This is a genomic window from uncultured Kriegella sp., from assembly GCF_963975415.1.
Classification (GTDB): domain Bacteria; phylum Bacteroidota; class Bacteroidia; order Flavobacteriales; family Flavobacteriaceae; genus Kriegella.
This window is the reverse complement of record NZ_CAXBGN010000004.1, coordinates 557110-582435: the sequence shown is the minus strand read 5'-3', so window position 1 is coordinate 582435 and position 25326 is coordinate 557110. Positions and strand designations below refer to the sequence as shown.

Here is a 25326-nt window from a genome sequence, read left to right as displayed (position 1 = left end):
GGGATTTATTGAAATATAATATATAATATGGCGATAGATGTTAAGAGCAATGCTGCGTGAAAACGAACGTCAAGAAGTCCTTGGAATTTTTTGCCCGTAATAAACTGCAACGGGTCGTCCCAAGTATATTTTAGTTGTTTTTTATCTGGTTTCGGAGTAAGAAAGCTGACTAGAAAATAAACCACGGTACAAATACAAAACAGCCACCATGCCTGCATCATAAATGGTATGCCCCATGCGTCGGTTATTAGGCTTGGTTTCCCCGAAAGCGTGGGGATAAAATCTGCTGAAAAAGCCGTGATACCCAAAATAAAACCGAATATTAATGTAATCAACGAAGCTTCTTTTGTGCCCCGTTTACTGAATACCCCAAACAAGAATACTACAGCAATTGGCGGGGCCAAAGCCGCTGCAATCTTGTTAATGGCCTCAAAGATACTATTGAATTTGCCACCCTGAGTAGACCAGGCCATGGCCAATATCATTACAATAACTGCTACCCATTTGCCAATGGCTACCTGTTTTTGGTCGGATAATGAAGGTCTTATTCTTTTGGCAATATCAACGGCCACAAGAGTAGAACAGCTGTTAAGGGCGGCCGCAATGGTGCTCATGAGCGCCGATAAGAGGGCGGCCGCGAATATTCCCCTGATGCCGACCGGGAGAAGTTCATTTATTAAAACGGGTAAAGTCTCATTACTTGTGGTTATTTTATCCTTGAACAAGACATAGCCGATTACCCCTGGTAAAACCATGATAAAAACTGGCAGTATTTTTAAAAAACCTGCAAAAATAGGCCCTTTTTGGGCATCGTCTTCACTTTTTGCAGCCAATACGCGCTGTACAATTGTCTGGTCGGAACACCAGTACCATAATCCTAGAATTGGATAACCCAAAAATATGGCATACCAAGAAAGACCTGAGTTTCCAGCATTATCACCACTTCGTAGCATACTTAACTGGTCAGGTTTTATATGGTCTTTAAAATCACTTAACGAGTGTATTCCAATTTCAGGAAGGGCGTTTATGGCGAATATTGTCAACAACACGGCACCAACAATTAAAACAAGGGCCTGTACCGTTTCGGTTATAACCACGGCTTTTAATCCCCCCAAAATGGTATATGTTGCGGTTATGACGGAAATTATTAAAATGGATATACTGACGTCGATTCCGAAAAAAGATTTAAAAACAATAGCGCCCGCATATAAACTCATGCCGATATGAACGAACAAAGCCCCTAATATGGCCATAAAAGCCAAAAATGACCGTGAGCTGGGGCTATATCTTTTTTCTAAAAACTCAGGAAGTGTGGAAATTTTACTCTTAAAGTAAAAAGGGGCGAAAATAAGCCCTAAGAGAATCAAGACGATGGAAGCCATCCATTCAAAATTCCCCCAAACGAGACCGTCTTCAAAACCAGAGGCGGCCAGGCCGACTAAATGGATCGTAGAAATATTACTGGCAAAAAGGGCAGCACCGATTATGACCCAATTCAAGCTTCGTCCTGCCAAAAAGTAGTTGACCGAGTTCATTTTGGTCTTTCTGGTCGAAAGTATCCCCAGAGCCAAGATTGCGGCCAAATAAAAAATAATTATAAATAAATCTATGCGCTGCATGCTAGTCGTTGTATGCTCCGAAATCGAAATCCTTGTTACGCAATGGCTCAAGCAACGTACAGAGATTTTCAATCATCACATTGTCTGCTGGTTCTTCGCTCCAATCAACATTTTGATTTAAATGGTACTGTTGGTTGCAGCTGAACAATGTTGTCGGAATTTCAGGGTTGCCTAAAGCGTATTGAATAGCTAGTTTTTCAATATGAACGTTGTTTTCTTTGCAGAAATTAAGGGTTTTGTCCATGATGCACAAGTCTTTTTTTGAAGTTGGGTACCAATCGGGAGGTCCTTGGTTCGTTAAAAGGCCACTCGCAAAAGGGGATGCGCTGACCAAACCCATTCCTTTTTCCTTGATTTTTGGAATTAATTCCAAAAGCTGATTATTTATTAGGGTGTAATGATTGTGCACTAGCACTACATCAAGATCATAATTAGGTATAACATTATTGAGTACTTCAATAGAATAACAAGAAACTCCGAAGAACCTTATTTTTCCTGCTTTTTTCATATCCCGCAAAGCTTCCAATCCCTCATTTAGGGCCATGTCAAGATGCCTTCCTTTATCATATTCTATGTCATGTAAAAAAACAATGTCTAAATAGTCGGTCTGAAGTCGTTCTAAACTCGACTCTACAGAATTGATTATGGCATGATAACTGAAATTCAATTCGGGCGGTAATGATGAAATTTTTCCGGCCTTGGTCGAAAGCACGAATTCGGAACGCTTCATATCTTTAAGCGCACTCCCTAAAACTATTTCTGAGGTTATAGGGCCATAGGCAGAATTCATCCGACCATAAGCAGGGGAAGTATCAAAATAATTGATGCCCCGGTCAAAAGCTAAGTGTACGGTCTTTAAGGCCTCATTTTTCTCTGCCCTGTTGAACATACCTCCGATTGCAGAGGCTCCAAAACCTAATTCACTTATGCTAATAGTTGTATTTCCTAAAGTGTTGTATCTCATTTCAGGCTTAATTTTCTGTAATTTTTTGACTTAATAGGTTTTCACTTTGGTATTTACTATGTTGAACACAGTTTTATAATCCTTCGATGGTATAGGTCTTACCTTTTTCCGTGTTGAACTCTATTACTTGATTGCGACCCTTTTTGGTTTTAATTTGTTTCCCATCAGAAAACACTTTTATCTTATTAGCTGTTTTTAAAACACAAGGTATACCGGCTTTTGACAATATCTTAACCGATGTTAGGCTTTTGTTTTTCCAACTAAAGTCGAGTTCAAATCCGCCACGGGCACATACTCCGGTGAATTGACCGTCAGACCATTCTGAAGGAAGTGCGGGTAAAAGGTCGATGTAACCCTCATGGGACTGTAATAGCATCTCGGTTATACCTGCAGTTATACCAAAAGACCCATCAACCTGTAAAGGTTTTCCACATTTTGCAAAAAGGGAAGGGTAACATTGTTCTTTTAAATACCCTTTGAAAATTGAATTCGCCCTATCGCCATCATATAGGCGTGCCCACAATGACATTTTCCAACCTCTAGAGAACCCTGTGCCGCCATCACCCCGTTGCTCGAGCACTTTTTTTACAGGCTCAATAAATTCGGGAGTTCTGTTTGCGGAAAGCACATTTCCTGGATAAAGTCCGTATAGATGGGAGAAATGGCGATGTTTGTCTTCCATTTGTTCATAATCCTCTGTCCATTCTTGAAGCATTCCGTCTTTGCCAATTTGGGAAGGAGGGAAAAGTTTTCTGGCGGCGAGTACTTCTTTAGCGAATTCTTGATCAATATTTAAAACTTCCGAAGCAGAACCGAAGTAGCTAAATAGGTCTTTTAGTATTTGCATATCCATAGTTGCACCGGCTACTATAGTTGTGAAATAATACATGCCGGTAACTTCATCATAAAAGTATTTGTACCCTTCTCCTTTTGGTGGGTTTTCGGGTGAATTTGAAGGGTTGGTAACCAACCAGCCCTTTCCTGGGTATTCGACGAGAAAATCCATAAAGAATTTGACCGAACCCTTCAGAACAGGATAGATTTCTTTTAGGTATTCTTTGTCTTGTGTGAAAAGATAATGTTCCCATAAATGGGTGGTCAGCCAAGCGCCTCCAACTGTAAACGTTCCCCAAGTTGGCCCATCCATCGGTGCAGCTACCCTCCATAGGTCTGTGTTTTGGTGAAATACCCATCCGTCGGCTCCGTAATGTTCCTTGGCAACTTCAGCTCCTTGATCGGTCAATTCTTTAACCATTGTAATCAATGGTTCGGAAAGTTCAGAAAGATTAGAAGTTTCAACAGGCCAATAGTTCATTTCTGTGTTTATGTTGGTCGTGTATTTCGAATCCCAAGCTGGGTTCATATCGTTGTTCCAAATGCCTTGGAGGTTGGCCGGTTGGGTGCCCGGTCTTGACGATGCGATAAGAAGGTATCTACCAAAATTGTAACACAGCGTTGCCAGTTGCGGATCAGGGTCTGATTGTATTTTTGACATTCTGTCATCTGTTGGAAGATAGGAGTTTTCGGTAGTAGGCAAGGTTAAAGAAACTCTGTCGAAGTACTTTTTATGGTCGGCAAGCGCACTTTTCTTAATGTTCGCAAAAGAAAGCTGTTCCAATTTGCCCAACATACGCTCTACTTTTGAATGTTCATCTCCACTAACATCTTTATAGCTTACAAAATTTGTGGCCGCCACAAAATATAGTGTGACCGCATCTGCATTTTTTATACTGAGCATAGTATCGTTCAAAGTCATGGACCCCCCTTCGGGAACCGCCTTGATCCGAGCTTCATATTTTAGTTTTCCTTCGACGCCCAGGTAGTCGGCGGAATTTCCTGTTAATTTAAGTTGGTTGGTGCCTAGACCATCCATTCGGAAATAATCTGTAGCATAATTGGAATGGGAGTTGTTTCTTACGCCTCTGAGTTGAGCGTCAAAGCTAACACTGCCGGCTTTGTCTGCAGTAATGCGTATGGCAATGGTTTGGTCAATGGCAGACGCAAAAATTTCTTTTGTATAGTTTACTCCTTCGAAAGTATATTCAACTGTCACGATGCCTGTCTTGAGGTCTAAAGCTCTGCGGTAATTAGCAACGCTATCTTGACCAAAAAACAAATGAAGATTGGCTAAGGATTGGTATTTCTGCTGTTCAACAGGATACCCCATTAACGCCCGCCCAAAAAGCTTATGTGCTTTTATGGGTTCCCCATTAAAAATATGCTTTTGAATCTCTGGGAGTTTTTTATAGCCTCCCTTTACAACGGTAGAGTAGGGCCCACCCGTCCAATAAGTTTCTTCGTTAAACTGAATTTTTTCTTCACCGGATTTTCCGTATACCATTGCGCCGATACGACCGTTACCTACGGGTAAAGCTTCTTCCCATGTTGATGCGGGTTTATTGAACCAGAGCATTGTAGCCGGATCGATTTCAGAAAGAATTCGTGTATTCTTGGCGTTTTGGCCCAATAGTAAATTTGTGGTAATGAAAAGTGTGTACAGTACCAGTTTTTTTACGATCATAATGAAGGGGGTGTTAATTTGTTCTTGGTTTGAAATTTTATTTTCAATTAGGTATGTAATATAACCATTGCTACGCTGGGAACATTTGATGGGCTATAGTAATGATTTTTGTTTTTGCTTAAATGCTTTCATGTCAAAGATCAATGTGCGTTATATTGCAATTGGCTCGTCGACATTCTGAGGAATATTTGAAGGAGAATATTGTTATACCGGAAAATAACTTAAAATAAAGGGCAGCTGTTTTATTATCGTATTCGCTCATCGTCAAATTTTAAATTTTAGGAAAACAAAAGAGTAGCAGAGAAAAATCTGCTGCTACTCTTCATAACTAACTCAACTTACTATAACAAACAATTCTCTTTTTAATTTACATCTGGACGTTTATCCCACCATAATTGCGTACCCCAAAAAATATCGTTTTCGACGATGTCAAATGGAAAACTTGTGTTTAACGATTTTTCAGAATCTGGATACGCCATTCGAAACGGCGGCCTGTTGTGGGCACCCGCATAGTCGCGCGAGACCCCTAGCATCAGGGGTACATCGGTTCGTCTGGCCTCGGCCCAGCCTTCTACACTTTGCTTGAACAACGAAATCCATTTTTGAAGGTAAATTTTTTCCAAATTGCTGGTGGTTCCTCCGTCCCAGGCCACTTCCGATTCGGTAAGATAGGTAGCTATGGCAGGGTCGTCAATACCGTTCTCTTTCAACGATAAGGTAATGCCCGTATCATAAGCTTCTTTCGCATTGCCTCCTGAAACAAGATTTCGCTGGTAGGCCTCGGCCTTTAGAAAGGAGACTTCCGCTGCATTCATAAACGGGGAGAACCCGCCCGGGTCGTTTCCGAACCTATCACCGATGTGTGATACGTTATTGCCATTATTTAAGGTGTCGTTTAGCTGTTCGGGCCCAAACTTGTAACCTCTGTAATTCCCATACCTGTTTTCATCGGCATAGACCGGTAATCTTGGGTCATTGTTGTCTAGCAAGGAGGTAATCAATGTATTGTTGGTTCTGTAACCATCTGTCTTGTTTCCGTCATCGGCACCCATTCTGACATACCACGGTTCAAGGTCTGGGGCGACACCGGGCCACCATAAATAGGCGTTGTCTTCGTTGTCGGACATCACGGGGTATTGGGTCGGGTTGCCAAGTACATTGGTAATTGTTGCTGCGGCACTCGCCTCGTCTGCCGATGACATTCTTATGGCCACTCGTAATCGTAAGGCATTACAGAATTTTTGCCATTTTTCGGTATCTCCGTTGAATAGAAAATCTCCTTCTCCCAGTGGTTCCCCTCCGAGATCGAACATATCTGCCGCTGTTTTTAGTTCGTCTAGTATTTGATTATAAACTTCTTCCTCAGTATCGTACTTTGGGTAAATCGTTCCCTCGGCCTCCAAGGTAAAAGCTTCTGAATAGGGTATTCTTCCCCACATATCAGTGGCTTTGTGCGCCATATAACTCTTTAATGTCAAGGCTGCGGCATACAGGTTCTCGTTGCCTTCTTCTTCAGCAAGCATCATTGTTTCAACGGCATAGGTCATTGAAGAGAACATGGCATCCCACTGGCTGTTGTTTATCCCGACCCTATATTCATAATCGCCAGCACCTATCGCTGCGGTATAACCCGCATAGGAACCTGCATAATATACATCTAAACGTTCCCCGAATAGTATTTGAGAGGAGGTGAGCAATGCGCGCCCCAGAACATTGGACGCTGGCACCACGGTTGCAGCGTTCGGGTTGGTGTTCATGGCTTCGAAATCCTTTGTACACGATTGCAATAGTAGCGTAACCAGTACAACAATGAGAGCCGTATTTCTTGTTTTTATTTTCATAATATTCATTTTTTATCGATTAAAATCCGGCAGTTAGTCTGAATCCAAAGCTTCGGGTGGTGGGAATCTGGAAATTTTCATATCCGATACCGGCTTCACCTCCTCCAAAACCAACTTCGGGGTCAATGCCCAATTCTTTAGTGCCTTCGCTTCTATACAGAATGGCAAGATTTCTACCTACCAACGAAACATTAAGTTTTGACAGTGCCTTTAGTTTAGATACATTAAAACTATAGCCCAATGATAATTCCCTTAACTTAACGAAAGAGGCATCAAGAATGGAATATTCATGGTTGTTCCACATCCATGAACCATTAAAGTATTCTTGCGCTGAAACGCGTATGTCGTTCGGTGTTCCATCTTCAAAAACCCCATCTACGATTAAGCCTGTTTCCCTAACACCATTTTGAACGGTATTCTCGTATGCTCCAGTAGGGTAGGAGTGCCATGCCGTAGTGCTGAACATGTCGCCGCCGATTTGGGCATCGATTAAAAAGCTCACGCTCGCACCCTTGTAACTAAAGGTATTGGAGATACCCCCGGTCCAATCGGGAGTTACATTTCCGAGGTTAATCGCCTCGTTGGTGGTTAGGGGAATACCATTGGAGTTGACTACGGTCTTTCCATCCTCGTTTTTCACGAAGGGGAGGCCCCATAATACTCCCCATTCCTCGCCGGGAATGCCCAAGGTGGTAACGCCTCCGAAACCTCCTGATATTTGATACGATTCCAAGTTTCCGTACAAGGTATTTACAATACTTTTATTGGTAGCCCAGTTCAGTACAGCGTCCCAATTAAAGCCTGCTGGATTGGAGATCACTTCGCCCGATAGCATGAGCTCAATACCCTTATTTTCAATTTCACCTGCATTTAATCGTATTCCATTATATCCCGTTGTGGTCGATGTGGCCACGGAAAGAATTTGATTAACCGTGGTTTGGGCGTAATAGGTAAAATCTAAAGAGATACGGTTGTTCAGAAATCGCATATCGGTACCAATTTCATACGATGTGGTTTCTTCCGGTTGTAGTGCGGTCGGCGGCAAGGTTCTGGTGGGGGTAAAGACCGAAACACCATTGAATGTACCGGCGGAGTAGGTCTTGTTTAGTTGATAGGCACCAGTATCTCCACCTACTTTGGCCCAACTTCCCCTTAGTTTGGCATACGATAAAAACTTTGAATTTAAGGCCAGCGCATCGGTGACACTTAACCCTAAACTTACCGATGGATAGAAATATGACCAATTTTCTTTTGGAAGGGTAGAACTCCAGTCATTGCGCCCGGTTACACCAAGATAAAGGAACTTTTTGTACGACCCATTTGCAGCAAAATAGACACTGTTTGTCTCGTAGTCATTGGTAAACATACTCGTGCCTGGGGTGCCCTTGGCGTTCGAAATGGTGTAAAGGTCGGCAACGGTAAGATCTGCTGCACTTACCGAAACACTATTGTACAGGTTCGTTCTTTTGTTCGCCCCTACAAGTCCGTCAACTCGGAAGTTGCCGAAAGTTTGGTCAAAGTTTAAGGTGATATCGGTATTGGTCTCTTTGTTATAGAGATGTGTTTCGGTAAATTGTCCGCCAAGCCCCCTTCTTATGTTCTGTGAGGTACCTGACTGGGTGATACTTTTTCTGATTTCGTTGTAGAAATCCATACCCACTCTGGCATTGGCCGAAAGCCAGTCTGTAATTTTGTAGGTGGCGCTTACATTACCAAATATCCTTTCCCGGTCTAAGGCATTGGTGTTCCTTAAACTGTAAAACGGGTTGTTTCCATTAGGAAAGATATAATCTTCGTTACCTTTTTCATAGAATAGGTCTTTGGCATATTGGGTGGGAAAATCGCGTTGTAGCCAAGCAAAGATGTCGGCCCAAGAATACCCATTTGCCGGAAGGTTGTCGCTTTCTCTTTTAATGTACGTGAAACTTACGTTGGCAGAAAGCCTATCGGAAGGCGTCAGACCTAGATTGGCCGAGAGCGTATTTTCTTTTAGCCCCGTGTTGTTTATGATTCCGTCGGTCTCGCTATTGGTGAATGAAATTCTACCTGATGCCTTTTCGCTATTGGAGGTAACCGAGACATTATTTTCGATCGTTATTCCGGTATTAAACCATTCTTTGATATTGTTGGGGCGGGATTCCCAAGGGCTGTTAGGGCCGGTAGACCATTGATCGAGCAGGAGCCCTGCATCGAGTCGGGGTCCCCAGTTGATGGGATTGCCGTCGTTTACACCACCACCGTTGCCATCAACATAATTATAGGCGAACTGTTGGGCATATTCATTGTAAGATAGGGAAGTGCCATTATCTTGGTTATATTTGTTGTAGAAGTATTCACTTCCGTCCCTACCGCCTCCATATTCGTTTTGAAGTTTGGGAAAGTAAGCTGGTTTGTCAAACACTACGGATGAGGAAAAGTCAACGCCCAGTTTTTGGTTTTTGCCGTCACCTTTTTTTGTAGTTATTATGATAACACCATTTGCTGCCCGACTTCCGTATAGGGCGGAGGCATTGGCTCCCTTTAATACTGATACTGACTCAATTGTGTTTGGGTCGATGTCCGCAGCCGTATTTCCCCAATCGACACCTCCATTTCCCCTAAGGTTGGGCGATGAATTATCTATAGGTGTTCCGTCAACTATAAAGAGCGGTTGATTGTCTGAAAAGGAAGAGTTACCGCGAATAACAATTCGTGCAGAGGAGCCCACGGTACTTCCCCCGCTGTTGACTTGTATACCCGCTATTTTTCCCGAAAGCGAATTAATTATATTAGGCTCTGGTGTTAATGTCAATTGGTCGCCGTCAAGCTCTTGAACTGCATAGCCCAAGGTTTGTTTTTCTCTTGAAATTCCAAGTGCAGTAACTACGACTTCGTCTAGAGATTGTACATCAGGCTGCAAGACTATGTCAATGGTCGTTCTTGACCCTATGGCGATTGTTTGTTCCGCATAGCCAACATATCTGAAAATCAAGTTGGTATTTTGGTTTGCTGTAATACTAAATTTACCATCAAAATCGGTGATTGCTCCTTCGTTCGAATTTTCGTTGAGTACGGTTACCCCCAGCAACGGAATACCTGTTTCATCGGTTACGGTTCCAGAAATCGTTTGATTTTGGGCGACTACTGTTCCGGCAATGAAAAGATAAATTCCAAAGAGGAAAATACGTTTGGTTAAAACTGTTTTTAAATTGGTTTTCATAGATTATTAATATGAGTTTAATAATACCATAAAGCTAGCTTAAAACTAGAAACTTATTTAATGATATTTTAGCGAGATACAATACTATTGTGAGGGGGAAGGGCGAATATGGAATAGTATATATCTAATATACAGATGTTTTGTGGTGTATTGTGTTGTTGGGTTGGGTTATGCGGGTACTCCCTTGTAGATGTTTTTTGTCGTTCCTAAATCCTATTTGATACGAGGTTTACAGAAGGTGTTTTTGTTATATCTATTACTTTGGATACTCTAATTATAAAGTGATGTTGAAAAATATAAATTGAAGAATGGACGACTTTACAGCTTTTCGCTTGAATTGGAAGGAAATAAAAATTAATGGCTTGGTTTAAAGTGTATAAAAAAGCTGGTATACAATGCTCTTTTAATCTTTGTGGTGTCGAAGATGGTTCTCGATTTACTTTTTGCCATACGGTTATAGGCCTTAGAGTTTTATTCTACTCGAGCTGCTGTTTATTCTTTAGATTATGAATAGTATTCTGAACCTTTCCCTCAAATTTATTTCCGTGTACATCGGTAACTTTATAGGTGATTTTCATAACATCTACGGGGGCGATATCAGGTAGCATTAGTTTTACGCTTTTTCCTTCGGCTATCAGCTTTGTTTCTGAAATGCTCAGCGTTTTTGTGTTATAGCGTTTTGAACCATAGCGATGACTTCGGAGTAACTCCCAGGTATCTATTTTGAAATTCATGCTGTTTTCGGTTTTTGATGGGTCCAGTTTAGATGGAAAGGATAAAACGATACCGTCCTCATGGGCGCTCAGGGCAATCGGCACCGATAACGGCTTACCGGTATAGCGAAGTCTGAAAAATTCACCACCCTTCATATTTTGGGAAGTACCCCATGCAGACATTCCGCAGGCATATAATTGGCCATCCTGAGGGTTAAATCGGCCTCTCATGATACCGGTCATAAATTTTACACCAGGCAGGTCGACCACCCCAGCCTGTCTTTGACCCTTGATTTTTTCCGGTAGCACTAATTGTATCTTGCCATAACCATAGGAAAAGCTGAGTAGGCTGTTATTCAATGGCCCCCATTTTTGGCTTTTTACCCAAAGCAGTTCGGAGGGAGATCTGTCGAATTCCATATCAACCCAGACCATGGGTTGTTCCATGGCGACTCTCGTAGTGTCTTTGGGTGGATTATAGCCCCAGATATTGCCGTAGAATTTTCCTTTTCCCTCTACCCAGTTAATACGGTTCATGGGGTTCCAGAAGCCTTGTTGGTCAGTCACGATAAAACTTCCATCCGGATTGATACATACTCCGTTGGCGGCCCTGAAACCTGTGGCTATGATATCGGTTTGCGACCCGTCTTTGCTTACCTTGAGTAAGGTGCCGTGTTGTGGAATCAAAGCTTCCCTGGCATGCCGACCACTTTTGGCATAATAGAAATTACCTAGCTCATCTGTCTGTAAGCCCATGGCAAACTCGTGAAAATGATCGGTTACTTGATGGTCACTATTAAAACTTTCATAAAAATCGGTTTCACCATTGCCGTTGAGGTCGTTAAGCTTTACAATCTGGTCTCTACAGATGACATAGATTTCATCATTTACAACTTTGATTCCCAAGGGTTGAAACAAGCCCGAACCAATTCTTTTCCAAACTAATTTATTCGAACCGTCGGTAAGCCCTTTGACCGACCAAACATCACCATCTGTAGTACATACCACCCCAATATTGGTATCTTCTAGAAAATCTACTCCGCTTAGTTTTAAACGGCTTTTCCAAGGATTTTCAAAAGGAGGCGTCAGATGATCCATGGCAATGGGGCCGTCTTCTTTTCCTTCGGTGATAGCGGTGATGATTTCTTGTTTATAATGTGCCTTTCCTCCTTTGGTATATTTATGTAGGTTTTCGGGCCCTGACGCGTTCATGATTAACTTGGCTAATTCGTTTATATTCTATTGAGATATAAATAACTTGATTTTTGCCGATGTGCCCTTGCGAATATTCAAGACCACGAAGCCTTGTGAATTGGTCAAAGACGCTCCTTCGCCGCGTATCTCGACTGTTGTGCCAACAGGAGCGACCCGCATCTGCAATGCCCTATCGGCAGGTTCGATATTCATGGTTCTCGTAAATACCGTATTCTTTCCCGATTGTTGGATGCCAAATCGTTCTAACACGCTTGTATTGCCAATGTCATAGGAAATAATAATATTTTTATCGCTGTGATAGAGGCCTTTAAAGTGGGTCCATTCTCTGGGTAACGGTCCAAACCTTCGACCATCACGGGCCATGAACCTGGGGTCTTCAAAAGATCCGGTTTTAGGATTGGCCCATGCGGGACCAACCGGAGTTTCGAAATGCAGCTTACCGATCGTTCGAGGATAGGTTTCATGGTGACCGTTCAGTAAAATGCCCTCCCAATCGATAAACCCTTCTCCTGTCCATCCTCCTGCCACCCGCATCAGGTCATGGTCGAAAATCATCCAGGCATCACCTTTGGAAACTCCCCCCGGACCCTCATCTAAGCGTATGGCAATTCCCTTATAGGCAAAATTGTTCTTTAGGTAATTCTCGTCGGGATAAGGGCGCGGGCCTGGAGAATGAAATCGTTTGGGACCAGTTTCTGAATCTACCAGTTCGTAGGTGTTGATTAAAAAATTACCATAGTCCATATCAGACCACGGATGGTAGGGTTTAGTCTCCGGGCCCGTTGATTTTCCTTCAGGCAGATCGGTCAAATAATTGGCGTTCACTTCAAAGTATTGTGACGGGTTTAGGGTTTTGACATAGTTTTCCCTGATATAGGCAATGACATCATATTTTTCTTGTGGCGTTAAAGCCATTTGCGGAGGCATTAAACCTGCACCTTTGGTAATGGTTTGGTACATGGCATGGGGATCATTACCGTATTTAAAAGGTTGTGCCCAAAATTGTAACGAGCTCGGTATGGACCCCTCAACTTCTGGAATGCCGTGACAATTGATACAAGTGGCGTTGTAAACTAATCTCCCACGCTCAGTAGCCTCTTTATCAAAATCATGAATCATTCTTTGATGATCGATGTCGTTTTCGTAGTCCTGTAAGTCGGAATCTTTTAAGACGTACGCTACCGCTTTCTGCTGCATAGGTTCTTGGGTGAAGTCATGCTTTTTGGCGGTTAGGGTAATTTCGGGGCCCTTGTCCATCTTTTTGCCCGTAAATCCAGTATCTTTAAATATTCCCTCAATTCTTCTCGACTTACCTTGAATTTCCAAATCGAAGACCAAAGAATTCCCATCGGTTTCAATAATTTCCAGAGGTATGGTTACCCCTATGTCTGAAGTCATGCTTCCCGTATACCCCTTGCTGTTTTTTTCCAGTGTTAGAATTCCGGAGTGTAAATGTTGTTGCGTAATAAAGATTTCGTAATTATAGGTGCCTTGATAATCACGATTGGATTCACAGCTTAAAAAAACAGTCGCTAAAACAATTAACACTAGATACGATTTAATGCTACGCTTCATATTGAGGTCAATTCGAGTTATTTAAAAGTATTGTAATTTATTATTTCCTTATTTTATTGTAGGTGTCGGCATGTTTACCTAAAGATAAATTTTTATGTCACTACAATTTTGGCCGATTACAATGTTCGAGGTTTGCGAGTTGGAACACAAGTTAATATTATAAGCAGGGAATGGAAAATTAAACAGACCCCGAATCTGCCTTTAATGACCTCCATGAGGTTTGTTCAATTGATTTTTACGGTATAGGTTTTTGTTTTTTCGGTCTTGAACTCCGTAATATGGTTTGGACGTTTCTTTACTTTGATTTCCATCCCTTCAGAAAATACCTTTATTTTATTTTTAGATTTTATACGACAGGGCATGCCCGCTTTTGATACTATTTCAACTGAGGAAAGCGTGTTGTCTTTCCAGGTAAAATCAAGTTCAAATCCACCTCGTGCACATACTCCGTCAAATCGACCTTGCCCCCATTCCGAGGGTAGGGCGGGCAGCAGGTCTATATATCCTTCGTGTGATTGGATAAGCATTTCCGTTATTCCCGCAGCCATTCCCAAAGAACCGTCCACTTGAAATTGTTTTGCGCAGATGGCGAAAAGGGAGGGGTAGCACTGTTCCTTCAAATACCCTTTGAAAATTTTATTGGCCCTATCGCCATCACCTAAACGGGCCCATAGGTTGGTTTTCCATGCCCGGGACCAACCGGAAGCTCCATCACCTCTCAGTTCCAATACTTTTTTTACGGGGTCGATGAGTTCAGGGGTATTGTTTACCGAGATTACATTGCCTGGGTAAAGTCCGTACAGATGCGAAGCGTGCCGATGGTTTTTTTCCAATTGGCCATAATCTTCCGTCCATTCCTGAAGTGTGCCGTCTTTTCCTATTTGTGAAGGCACCAATCGCTTTCTGGCAGCAAGAACCTGTTCTGCAAATTCACTGTCAATGCCCAATGTTTTACTGGCCGATGCATAATAGCCGAACAGGTCTTTTAATATCTGCATGTCAATGGTAGATCCCACGGCGATGGTAGTGAAATAGTACATTGATGTAACCTCGTCGAAAAAGTATTTGTACCCCTTTCCTTCAGGAGGGTTCTCTGGAGAGTTTGACGGATTGGTCACCAACCAGTCCTTACCAGGATACTCCACTAGAAAATCCATAAAAAATTCTACACAACCTTTCATCACCGGGTAGACGTTTTTTAGGTATTCCTCATCTTGGGTAAAGAGGTAATGTTCCCATAAATGTGTGGTCAGCCAAGCCCCGCCTACGGTAAAAGTACCCCAAGTTGGGCCATCCATAGGTGCGGCTACACGCCACAGATCCGTGTTTTGATGAAAGACCCATCCCTTGGCCCCGTAATGTTCCCTGGCAACTTCGGTGCCTTGATCCGTAAGTTCCTTTATCATGGTAGTCAAGGGTTCTAAGAGCTCTGGGAGGTTGGCCGTTTCGACGGCCCAGTAGTTCATTTCGGTATTGATGTTGGTGGTATATTTAGAATCCCAAGCAGGGTTCATTTTATTGTTCCATATGCCTTGTAAATTGGCGGGCTGCGTGCCTGGTCTAGAGGAAGCGATAAGAAGGTAGCGCCCAAAATTGTAGACCAAGGAAGCTAATTGTGGGTCTGGGTCGACCTGTATATGGGTCATGCGCTCGTCGGTCGGCAGGAAAGAGTTCGAGGTAGTCGGCAAGGTAAGCGAAACTCTATCGAAATACTTTTTATGGTCGTCTAAAGCATCTGCTTTGATTTTAGGGAACGGACGTTTTTCTAATTTGGTCAGCATATTTTCAACAAGGGCATGCTGGTCGGCACTTACGTCTTTGTAGTTGACGAAATTCGTTGCAGCTACGAAATATAGGGTAACCGCATCGGCATTCTCGATGGTAAGAAAGGCGTCGTCTCTTTCCATGGTGCCCCCTTCAGGGATTGCCTTTATTCTGGCTTCGTAACGTAATTTGCCTTCTACGCCGAGATAATCCGCTGATTTGCCTGTAAGTTGCAATTGATCTCTCCCTAAACCGTCCATTCTAAAATAATCGGTCGCATAATTCGAATGGGCATCGTTTCTTTTTCCGCGAAGTTCGGCGCCAAAGGAAATGCTTCCGGGTGTATCGGATGTGATACGAATAGCTATGGTCTGGTCGATGGCGGACGAAAATATTTCTCGAGTATAGTGAATGCCTTTGTGGCTGTAATTGATGGTGACAGTTCCGGTTTTAAGATCTAAGGACCGTTTGTAGTTTTGCACGCTATCTTCCTCGAAAAAAAGATGCAGGTTTGCTAGGCACTGGTATTTCATTTGTTCCACAGGATAGCCCATCAGTTCCCGACCAAAAAGTTTATGGGCTTTTAGCGGTTCGCCGTTAAATAGCAGCTTTTGAATCTCGGGCAATTTTTTGTAACCTCCTTTTACCACAGTGGAGTAGGGTCCTCCAGTATAATAGGTGTCGTCGTTGAACTGAATGATTTCCTCTCCGTGTTTACCATAGACCATACCGCCCAAGCGACCGTTGCCGACCGGTAGGGCTTCTTCCCAAATGGAAGCAGGTTCGTCAAACCAAAGCACAGTGGCTGGGTCAAAAGAAACTTGCTCGATTTCGGATCCGGTCTGCAGATTTGTATTGTTCTGCGCCAGTAAAAGATTTCCTATAAGGATGATAGCGCAATGTATCAGTAGTTTTATGTGCATAGTGTGAATTGTTAGGCGATGCTTTTTGCTGGTTTTTATGATGATATGTTGCATTTGATTCAGGCTTTCGAACGATTTCTTTACTGCGCTTTTTGCGAAAATTCCAATTGTGCCAACAGTTTGGTTTTAGGGTCTAATTCGATATTTTTGGGCAGAGTTTCAGAAGGAATAGAAACGGTGATGCTTCTTTGATCCAGTGCAATGGTTTCGATCTGTTGAATTGTATTTTTTTCGTGTGATATGCCAATTTCAATAGGCATGTTGAAAGCGTAGTTTTTGGGTTGCACCTGTTTCAGTTCAATAGTGATGAGCTTTTCTTTTTTGTCATAGTCCCACGTGCCCTTTAGCTTGATGTTTCCGCCTTGGTAAAGCCATTGGTCGAACAATTTGTTCAAGTCTTTGCCCGATGCCCTTTCTAGGGCCATTCGCAAGTCTAATGTTGTGGCATTTCCATTAAAAAACTGTTGGTAGTAGTCCCTGATTCCTTTTTGAAAGGCTTCCTCCCCGATATGGTTACAGATCATATGGGTTATCCAGGCACCTTTTTGGTAGGTAAGACCAGAAGTTACCTTGGCCATGTTTGTTAGATTGTCATGTACAATTCGGTAATCTTCATTATTTTTTGATAGTTTGAAGACGATATTCCTGGCCTTTTTCAGTTCAGCGGTAAAAGCATCTTCTCCATAGGCGTGTTTGATGAAGCGCATTGTAAAATAGGTTGTAAGGCCTTCACTTAACCACACATCGTTCCAGTCGTATTCCGTTACCGCATTGCCAAACCATTGGTGGGCGATTTCATGTATAACAACATTTCTCCAACGTACATTTCTATCTCCGACTACTGAATTTTCACCATATAGGATTGCTGAGGCGGCTTCCATTCCCCCATTGACGCTATTCGACTGGATGTTGGCCAACTTTTCATAGGCAAATGGCCCAACGTAATCGCTATAGAATTCGAGTGCATGTTTCGTAGGGGTGGCAAAATCATAAAAACCGGCATCGCGGTCTTGTTTGTATACCCACGTTTGAATTGACTTGCCTTGAAATGAATCGACATATTGAACCGCAAACTCTGCCACGCCCAGTACATAAAGCCAAGTGGCAATAGGAACTGATTGTTTCCAGTGGGTCAATCGCATTCCATTTTCCAAGATGGTTTCCTCCAATTTTATGCCGTTGGAAACTACTTGATAGCGCATGGGCGCCGTTATGATAAACTCACTGGTAGCTTTGTCGTAGGGATGGTCGACAGTGGGCAACCAGTTTCGGGCTTTATTGGGCCAGTTGTCGCTAAAAAAGGTTCTGTCGCCATATTTGTTGGGCCCAATTTTGAGTCCGTCATTGGGTATACCCTCATATGCAATACTGATCGTTCGTTCTTCGTTTTCTTCGGATGGGGGAAAATGGATCAAAAGTACATCGTTACTATGGGTATAGTTTAATGTCGTATTTTTAGAGATTATCTGGGTTACCCTCATCCCTTTGCTGCCGCGTTCGGTATTCTCTTTAATCAGGTCAAGACGCAATGTTTTGATGCCATCCGTTTTGAATTTAACAAGGAGGGTTGCGGTGGCCTTGATTGCGTCAGTTGCGTCGGACAGTTTCAAATCAAAGGAATAGTGAAGAACATCTATATTCGGATTCTTTGGGTAATTATCGGCAAAGGCAGCTTTCGGTGTGAGTATATAGGCGATAAAAACCAGTACTCCAATGATATTTTTTTTCCAATATTTCATTTCTGATTTTTTTGCCTATGGGTCACGTTGATGGTTTGGCGGTTAATTGATCCCAGGGTTCAATCATTCTGATCATTTGAGATCAAGAAGAATTTTTTACATTCTTTTAATGATATGCCACTGTCGCAACATACCGGAGTAGTCCATATTGTTATGACTTGGTCTCTAAGCGGAATGAAAAAAAAGGAATGGCAGCATATGATGGGTGCTACTCCGAACTAACTATGATTACTTAATTTTCTATTCGATGTTTTACTATGTCCTTTTGGCTGTATAAATTTAAAACCTAAACAACTGGCCTGCTTTATCTTATATTTATTTCAACTTGTTCATATGTTTAAAATAGCTAGTTGAAAATGTCATTCCTACAAATTTAACAAGGCTCTTATTCAAAAATAAATAAAATAAGACATGGTTATTTCGGTACGAGCCATAGACTTAGTCGACATCCCACCATAAGCCTGTGCCAAATTTTTCGTCCACGATACCTGGTTGGGCCAAAATAGCGGCCGAAAAACTATCGGGGTTTGATATGGCTTCGGAATATGGATATGGTTTTCTGAGGATTGTACCTTTTCCGGGAAATAAAGATTCTACAGGTTCCGTAGTGGCTACGTATACGGGGAAGCCGGTTCGCCGTATCTCTGCCCAGCCTTGATTGCCATCTGGGTACAGGGCACACCATTTCTGGTCACCAATTAGCTCTCTTTGGTCGGTGCCTCCATTAAAATCGACGAGAGGTTCTGAGAGGTAGGTTCCAATTTCTAGACCATACTCCTCAAAACTTGCGGTAATGGCAGCGTCATACGCTTCTTGGGCCGACATTCCGACATTCCATCCATTCAACGCAGCTTCCGCAATAATAAATAGCACTTCGGAATACCTCATTATCCTCGTTGGCGAATCTAAGGCCCGAAACTCTTCAATACCCATAATTGAAAGGTCTGGTGTGCTTTGACCCAATGTGCCCAAAGGTAAACCGATATATTCTCCACTTGTGGCTGCGGGTTCTGCATATACGGCCAATCTTTGTAGATCATTTCTTTCCTTAAGAAAATCGACCATGTAGGCAGAGGTGACATTTTCTTGTTTGGCCGCTTGGGTCGGATCCATATAATATGGACTGCGATATATTGCATCCTCGGGCAACCAATATTTAAATGCGGCATTGGCATTGGAGTCTATAATAGGGTAGGTACTTGAATCTGCCATGATTTCTTCAATACCGGCTTTCGCAGTTGCTTCGTCTACTAAGGAGATTCGCATATAGATGCGCAATAACAAGGAGTTTGCAAATCTTTTCCATTGCATCATGTCGCCATCAAAAATCACATCTGCAGAGCCTATACTTTGAGAAATATCTATCATGCTATTTGCCTCTTTCAACTGGGCGATAATATCGGTGTAGATGAACTCTTGGGTGTCATATTTTGGGTAGATTGTGGCATTTTCTTCACCGTCAGCAGTGAGTGCCTCGGAATATGGAATGTCTCCGTACCAATCCGTTAGGTTTTGATAGGCGTATGCGTTCAATATTTTAGTTATTGCAACGGCGTTTTTATCGTCTGCTTTTTCTGCCAAATCCATTGCGACAGCCAAATTTTTAAGGTGTCCGCTGTACATATCAAAATTAGTTTCACTGCCAGTGACGCTATATCGGTCATTATGTACGTAAACATCACGGACGTTGTATCTAGACCAGCTAACTTCAAAGTTAAGAACGGGGTTGTAGGCCTTGACAATGCTAATTTCGGCATCAGTGATCATGGTGGTATACGGTACCGACGTCAAATCGTTCGGACTCGTATTCATTTCTTCAAAATCATCCGTACAGCCAAAGGCGGCACTTATCAGAATTAACGGTAAAATTATTTTTTTATAGATGTTCATCTTGGGTTGAATTTAAGATTACACTGAATTTTTTGTATTTACGTTAAAAAGTAATTTTGGCCCGTATTCCAATATTACGTGCAGATGGATTTGATGCAAACTCAGAACCCTGAGAAGACAAGCTGGCATCTCTATTTGAAACTTCTGGGTCGAAATTTTCATTTTTCTTATATAACAGGGCTATGTTTCTAGCGAACAAAGAAAGATCTATGGCGCTAAGACCAATTTGTTGCACGGTTTTTTTCGGTAAGGAATACGACAGTGTTATCTGTCGTAATTTAACGTAAGAAGCATCATAGATCCATCTTTCGGCCCTTGCAAAAGGATTCCATCTAAAACTATCGAGATCTTTATAGACTGTATTGGGGCTTCCATCTTCGAAAACGCCATCAAAAAGGTAACCGCCGCCATCACTTAGGGGGTCTCTCACGGGTACGCCATTTGCATTAAGTCCTGTGGTGCTTGTTAGTGCTCCGGTGGCCCAACCATCTTGGTTTGTTCTTGAATAGACGTCACCCCCGATTTTAGCATCAATAAGAATCGATAGGTTGAGGTTTTTGTAAGTAAACGAGTTATTGAGACCACCAAGCCAGTCGGGCATTATATTTCCGAGTTTTTTTAAGTCGCTGGTCAATGGTACACCATCGGCATCTACAATAGGTTTTCCATTTTCATGATACACAAAACCTTTTCCCCACATTTCCCCGTATGAGCCGCCTACATCGGCAACCACGGTAATCTGGTTACCTTCTGCCGTAAATAACTCAAGCCTTTCAATGTTGTCGTTCAGAGAGATTATCTCACTGGTGTTCTTGGCGTAGTTGGCGGTAATGTCCCAAGAGAAATTAGCGGTTTGAACCGGGGTACCGGTCAAAATTAGTTCGGCTCCTTCATTGTTAACCTGCCCTGCATTTATAACTTGTGAATTAAAACCAGAGGTAGGGGAGATAGGTGCGCTAAGAATTTGATTTTTTGCCACTGATTTATAAAGTGTTAAATCTATTCCTAACCTATTGTTGAAAAATTTGGTGTCAATACCTATTTCGCTAGAGGTAACAAGCTCATTTACTAGGTCAGAAGGCGGCATGGCAGTGCTCAAACTGAACGATGCATTATCGCCATAGGGGGTAGCGGCATTGTAGGTCGCATCTAGTCTGTATGGGTCTGTGTCATTGCCAACTTGTGCGACACTTAAACGTATTTTGCCAAAACTAAGTAGGCTCTTGGCGGTATTAAATGTTTCTGAGAATAACCAACTTGCGGTAGCCGAAGGGTAGAAATAAGAATTATTTACTTGGGGCAACGTTGAAGACCAGTCGTTCCTGCCTGTTAAATCTAAGTAAACTTGGCTCTTGTAACCAAGGGAAAGGGAGGCGAAGGCACTTTGAATTTCCTTTTCCCTTTGGTAGAAGGTGGTAGTCGGTGTTTCCTTGGCATTGGACAGCGAATATATATTGGGAACCACCAATCTATCTACTGACGAGGTTTGTAGTCTATATTGGTTGTTCATGATGTTGGCGCCTAAGTTAGCGTTTAATGATAGGTCGTCAGTGATATTCTTCACAGCAGAAAGCAAGACATCAGCATTTATTTCCTGTCTAAAGTAATTGTTTACGGCATATCTGCCTTCTGGGTCATTATTACCGTAATAGGCCCTAATTAATTCTACTTGTTCATTCGAATAGTCGATACCCGCTCTGGTAGTTAGGCTTAGCCAGTCATTGAATTGATATTTGAGGCTGCTCGACCCGATCAGTCTGTTTTTTGTTTGGGGGTTTAAGTTTTTATATTGTATCCAATAAGGATTGTTGTGCCATCTGTTGATCCAACTAATCTGTGTACCGTCAGGATTCTCAATATTATCCTTCATATATGCCCAATCTACCTGTCTGGCCGTCCATATGGTCTGCATACCTATATTGTTGAAGGTATATCCGGCCCCGTTGAGGTTTCCGTTCGAGTTAATATAGGATCCCTTTGCTTCAAAAGATAGTTTTTCGTTCAATTGAGTGCTCCCCGAGAAGTTTATGGTGTTTTTTATTTGATTGGTATTGGGAACCATTCCGGTTTGATCTGAATTGGTAATCGAAAGCCGCATGTTTCCCCATTGGCCAGAATTGCTAAGGGCAACGTTTGTAATTCGCGTTATTCCTGTTTCATAAAAGTTTTTGATGTTATCAGGATTGGAAACCCAAGGAGTGGGTATTCGTTCTCCGGTAACCGGGTCAACGGGAGAGTTGAATTGAGGAAGTGTCAAAATTTCTCCGGGGGTTTGTGGAAAACCAGCTTCTATTGCCCAGTATAATTTACCTCCTGGAACTATATCTTCGGGTTGGACTTCGTAGTCTAAACGCGGGCCGAAACTTTCATCTACGCCATCGTTTTTCCCGCCATTTAGTCCATCTTCATACCAGAACTGAAGTCCTCCACCTTGTCCGTATTCGTTTTGATAATCTGGAAGCAGTAGTGGGGAACTCATTGTAACCGTACTTTCGACTGATACCGAAAAACCTTTGCCCTTTCCAGATTTGGTGGTTATAAGTACTACTCCGTTCGCCCCTCTAGATCCATATAGTGCAGATGCATTTCCACCTTTTAATATCGTCATTTCGGCAATATCGGAAGGGTTGATGTCAGCGGCTCCATTACCCATATCGGTGAAATCATAGTTACCTCTGGTACTTGATACAATGGTATTGTCTATAGGTATTCCGTCTACAACAAATAACGGTTGATTGTTACCGGTCAATGATTGGTTTCCGCGAATTGTTATTCGTGATGAAGCCCCTACATTACCGTTTGAACTGTTTACGAATACACCGGCTGATTTTCCGGCCAAAGCATTGATAACATTGGTCTCAGCCGTATTTTTTATATCATCTCCATCAATTTCCTGAACAGCGTACCCTAGTGCTTTTTTCTCTCTTGTGATACCGAGTGCGGTAACTACGACTTCATCTAGCGATTGTACGTCAGGTTGCATGACTATGTCAATCGTTGTTCTTGATTCGATCGCAATGGTTTGTTCCGAATAGCCAATATAGCTAAAGGTCAAAGTGGCACTTTCGTTTGTTTGAATACTGTACTTGCCGTCAAAATCGGTAATAGCTCCTTCGTTTGAGTTTTCGGCTAGGACGGTTACTCCCAGTAATGGAATACCTGTTTCATCGGTAACGGTTCCAGAAATCATTTGATCTTGGGCAATCATTGTTCCGGTAACGAAAAGATAAATTCCAAAGAGGAAAAGACGTTTGGTTGAAACTGTTCTTAGAATTGCTTTCATAGATTATTAATATAAGTTTAATAATACTATAAAAGTAAGGCATGTTGCAGGCAATAAATGTGATTATATTGTCTATTGATTATACTATTTTAACAAAGTGTTAGAAAAACAAATATATTGATTTTAAACCTTTATTGTTTTAAGTAATTGATAGTAAGTGTATTATGTAATATCTTGGTTACGGATGGATTATTTTTCGGTATTAATATAATGTTATTAATATGTATTTAAAATATGGTACTGCATGGTGAAGCGTTCACTGATTTGGAGTAATCTTTAAGGTATTGATACTGTTTTCAATCTCCTAAGAATTTTTTTCTTCTCAAGTATTGAAGAAGGTTGGTCGATTGAAGTAGTTCATACTTGTTGGTTACTTATTGAAAATAAGGGTGTATTATTTATGACATGAGGTAGTTTACTGGGTCAGCAATACTTGAAAGCACCAGGCTCTGCAGGGGCTTTGTTTTTATTAAGTCTTGCTTCGATAGCTTTGGCTGTCTTTGTTATGGCCAGACCTCCGAGCCCTGTGCATCTTAATGTGTGCGGTATGGCATCACCTACTTTTTTCATGGTCTCGATAACTTCGTCTAAGGGGATTACTTGGTCATAATTGGATAAAGCCATGTTTGCCGAAGATATAGCGGTGGAGGCAGCCATGACATTTCGGTTTAAACAAGGTGCCTCGACCCTGTCGGCAACCGTATCACAGATAAGTCCCAACGAACTTTGTAGCGCCATTGACGCAGCGGCCAATGATTGCTCGAGTGTACCGTTTTTTAATACGACCACTCCTGCTGCGGCCATTCCGGAAGCCGAGCCGCATTCACCCATACAGCCGCCGACCTCCGCGGAAAAAGTGGCATGGGCGGTAATGAAAACACCTATTATACCCGCGGCTAACATCGCCTGTATCATTTGTTCCCTTGTTAGTTCGAGTGTGGTTGCTGTGCCGATTATTGTACCGGGTAGGGCGCCACAAGACCCGGCCGTTGGGGCTGCCACGATTACGCCCATTGAGCTTTTGACCTCCATCATAGCCGAGGTGTACATGATCGAATTGTTTAAGACATCGCCGGGAACCAATTTCTTTTCTTTCATTTGTTTTTTGAATGATAGCGATTGACTTCCTAGAATTCTGTCTTTATAATGTGTTCCTTTTAGGCCATTATGAATGGAGTTTTGCATGATGTCCACTATTTCTCCCATCTTGTCTTTTACCTCTTGGGATGAAATGTTGCCTCTGTTTTTTTCGTATGCTATAGCTAATTGCCATAGACTTAAATCTTTACCTTCGTTATACTTTAGCATTTCCTCCACAGTAATAAATGGTACGCTGAGGTCTTTTCTTGATTTGATGGGGAGGACCGGGAAGATTTTTATGGCTTCTTTTATTTTCTTATGTTGCGCTAGTTTTTCGAGCAGTTTTTGCTGGTCTTCTTCTTTTGAGTTTACGAGAATATAAGGTGAAGAGGCATTTGGTATTAGGGCTTCCCCCAGATTAAGGCTTTTTATAGTTTCAAAAATATCGTAAGCGTCATCTGAGTATACTATAGTGGTGTAAAAGTCACCGATTATGGAGACGGGTACCTGGTCAATTTCGACAATCTCGATCATTCCTCCTCCGGTAGAGAGTCCGATGACCTGATGGCTTTTATTCTTGTTCTTTAGGGTGATTTTGTAGGTATTGGGATGTGTGGCACCGATGGGATGAATGTCTATGGTTATTTTTATGCCGGATTCCTGCATGTGAAATTCATAGTCTTTTAAGCGTTCATCATCTGCATCCCATCCTAATAAACCACCAAAAAGTCCCATGTCCGACCCTTGACCGGAATGGGTTGTAGCTAGGGAACCATTGGGGTCGAATTCAATATATACTTCGCTAATATCGTTGTTCATTAAGTCTCTGCATATTCTCCCTATTCTTAAGGCGGCAGCACAATGTGAACTTGAGGGGCCTCTCATTACGGGGCCGATTACATCGTTGAAAATACTGGGATATGATTTCATGGAAACTTTTTTAAGTGCAACATTTGATGCGTTTGTAGTATAAAATATTGTAAAAGGTTAATAATATGAA

General features: G+C 42.2%; 12 protein-coding genes. All 12 read right to left on the bottom strand.

From position 1 onward, the window contains the following. Positions 1-5: 5 nt before the first annotated feature. Positions 6-1619, bottom strand: a complete 1614-nt coding sequence (locus tag AACZ88_RS12150) for a sodium:solute symporter (protein WP_339710517.1) — start codon at positions 1617-1619, stop codon at positions 6-8. A gap of 1 nt (position 1620) precedes the next feature. Continuing rightward, on the bottom strand, positions 1621-2583 hold the full coding sequence (locus tag AACZ88_RS12145) for an aldo/keto reductase (RefSeq protein ID WP_339710515.1): 963 nt from the start codon (positions 2581-2583) through the stop codon (positions 1621-1623). Positions 2584-2656: 73 nt separating this feature from the next. Beyond that, the gene (locus AACZ88_RS12140; protein WP_339710513.1) at positions 2657-5104 is read right to left on the bottom strand and encodes a glycoside hydrolase family 95 protein; all 2448 of its coding nucleotides are present in this window, start codon (positions 5102-5104) and stop codon (positions 2657-2659) included. A gap of 362 nt (positions 5105-5466) precedes the next feature. After that, positions 5467-6945, bottom strand: a complete 1479-nt coding sequence (locus AACZ88_RS12135; RefSeq protein WP_339710511.1) for a SusD/RagB family nutrient-binding outer membrane lipoprotein — start codon at positions 6943-6945, stop codon at positions 5467-5469. 19 nt (positions 6946-6964) lie between these two features. After that, positions 6965-10144, bottom strand: coding sequence for a SusC/RagA family TonB-linked outer membrane protein (locus AACZ88_RS12130; RefSeq protein ID WP_339710508.1), 3180 nt, complete (start codon positions 10142-10144; stop codon positions 6965-6967). A 476-nt stretch (positions 10145-10620) separates the two neighbouring features. Beyond that, positions 10621-12069, bottom strand: coding sequence for a hypothetical protein (locus tag AACZ88_RS12125; RefSeq protein ID WP_339710505.1), 1449 nt, complete (start codon positions 12067-12069; stop codon positions 10621-10623). 27 nt (positions 12070-12096) lie between these two features. Beyond that, a complete protein-coding gene (locus AACZ88_RS12120; protein ID WP_339710503.1) occupies positions 12097-13647 on the bottom strand; it encodes a cytochrome c in 1551 nt (516 codons plus the stop codon). A gap of 224 nt (positions 13648-13871) precedes the next feature. Further along, on the bottom strand, positions 13872-16334 hold the full coding sequence (locus tag AACZ88_RS12115) for a glycoside hydrolase family 95 protein (protein WP_339710501.1): 2463 nt from the start codon (positions 16332-16334) through the stop codon (positions 13872-13874). Between the two features lie 80 nt (positions 16335-16414). Next, a complete protein-coding gene (locus tag AACZ88_RS12110) occupies positions 16415-18073 on the bottom strand; it encodes a M1 family metallopeptidase (RefSeq protein WP_339710498.1) in 1659 nt (552 codons plus the stop codon). Between the two features lie 438 nt (positions 18074-18511). Beyond that, positions 18512-19963, bottom strand: coding sequence for a SusD/RagB family nutrient-binding outer membrane lipoprotein (locus tag AACZ88_RS12105; RefSeq protein WP_339710495.1), 1452 nt, complete (start codon positions 19961-19963; stop codon positions 18512-18514). Positions 19964-20006: 43 nt separating this feature from the next. After that, positions 20007-23246, bottom strand: coding sequence for a SusC/RagA family TonB-linked outer membrane protein (locus tag AACZ88_RS12100; protein WP_339710493.1), 3240 nt, complete (start codon positions 23244-23246; stop codon positions 20007-20009). Between the two features lie 423 nt (positions 23247-23669). Then, positions 23670-25256, bottom strand: a complete 1587-nt coding sequence (locus AACZ88_RS12095) for an L-serine ammonia-lyase, iron-sulfur-dependent, subunit alpha (RefSeq protein ID WP_339710490.1) — start codon at positions 25254-25256, stop codon at positions 23670-23672. Positions 25257-25326: the final 70 nt, after the last annotated feature.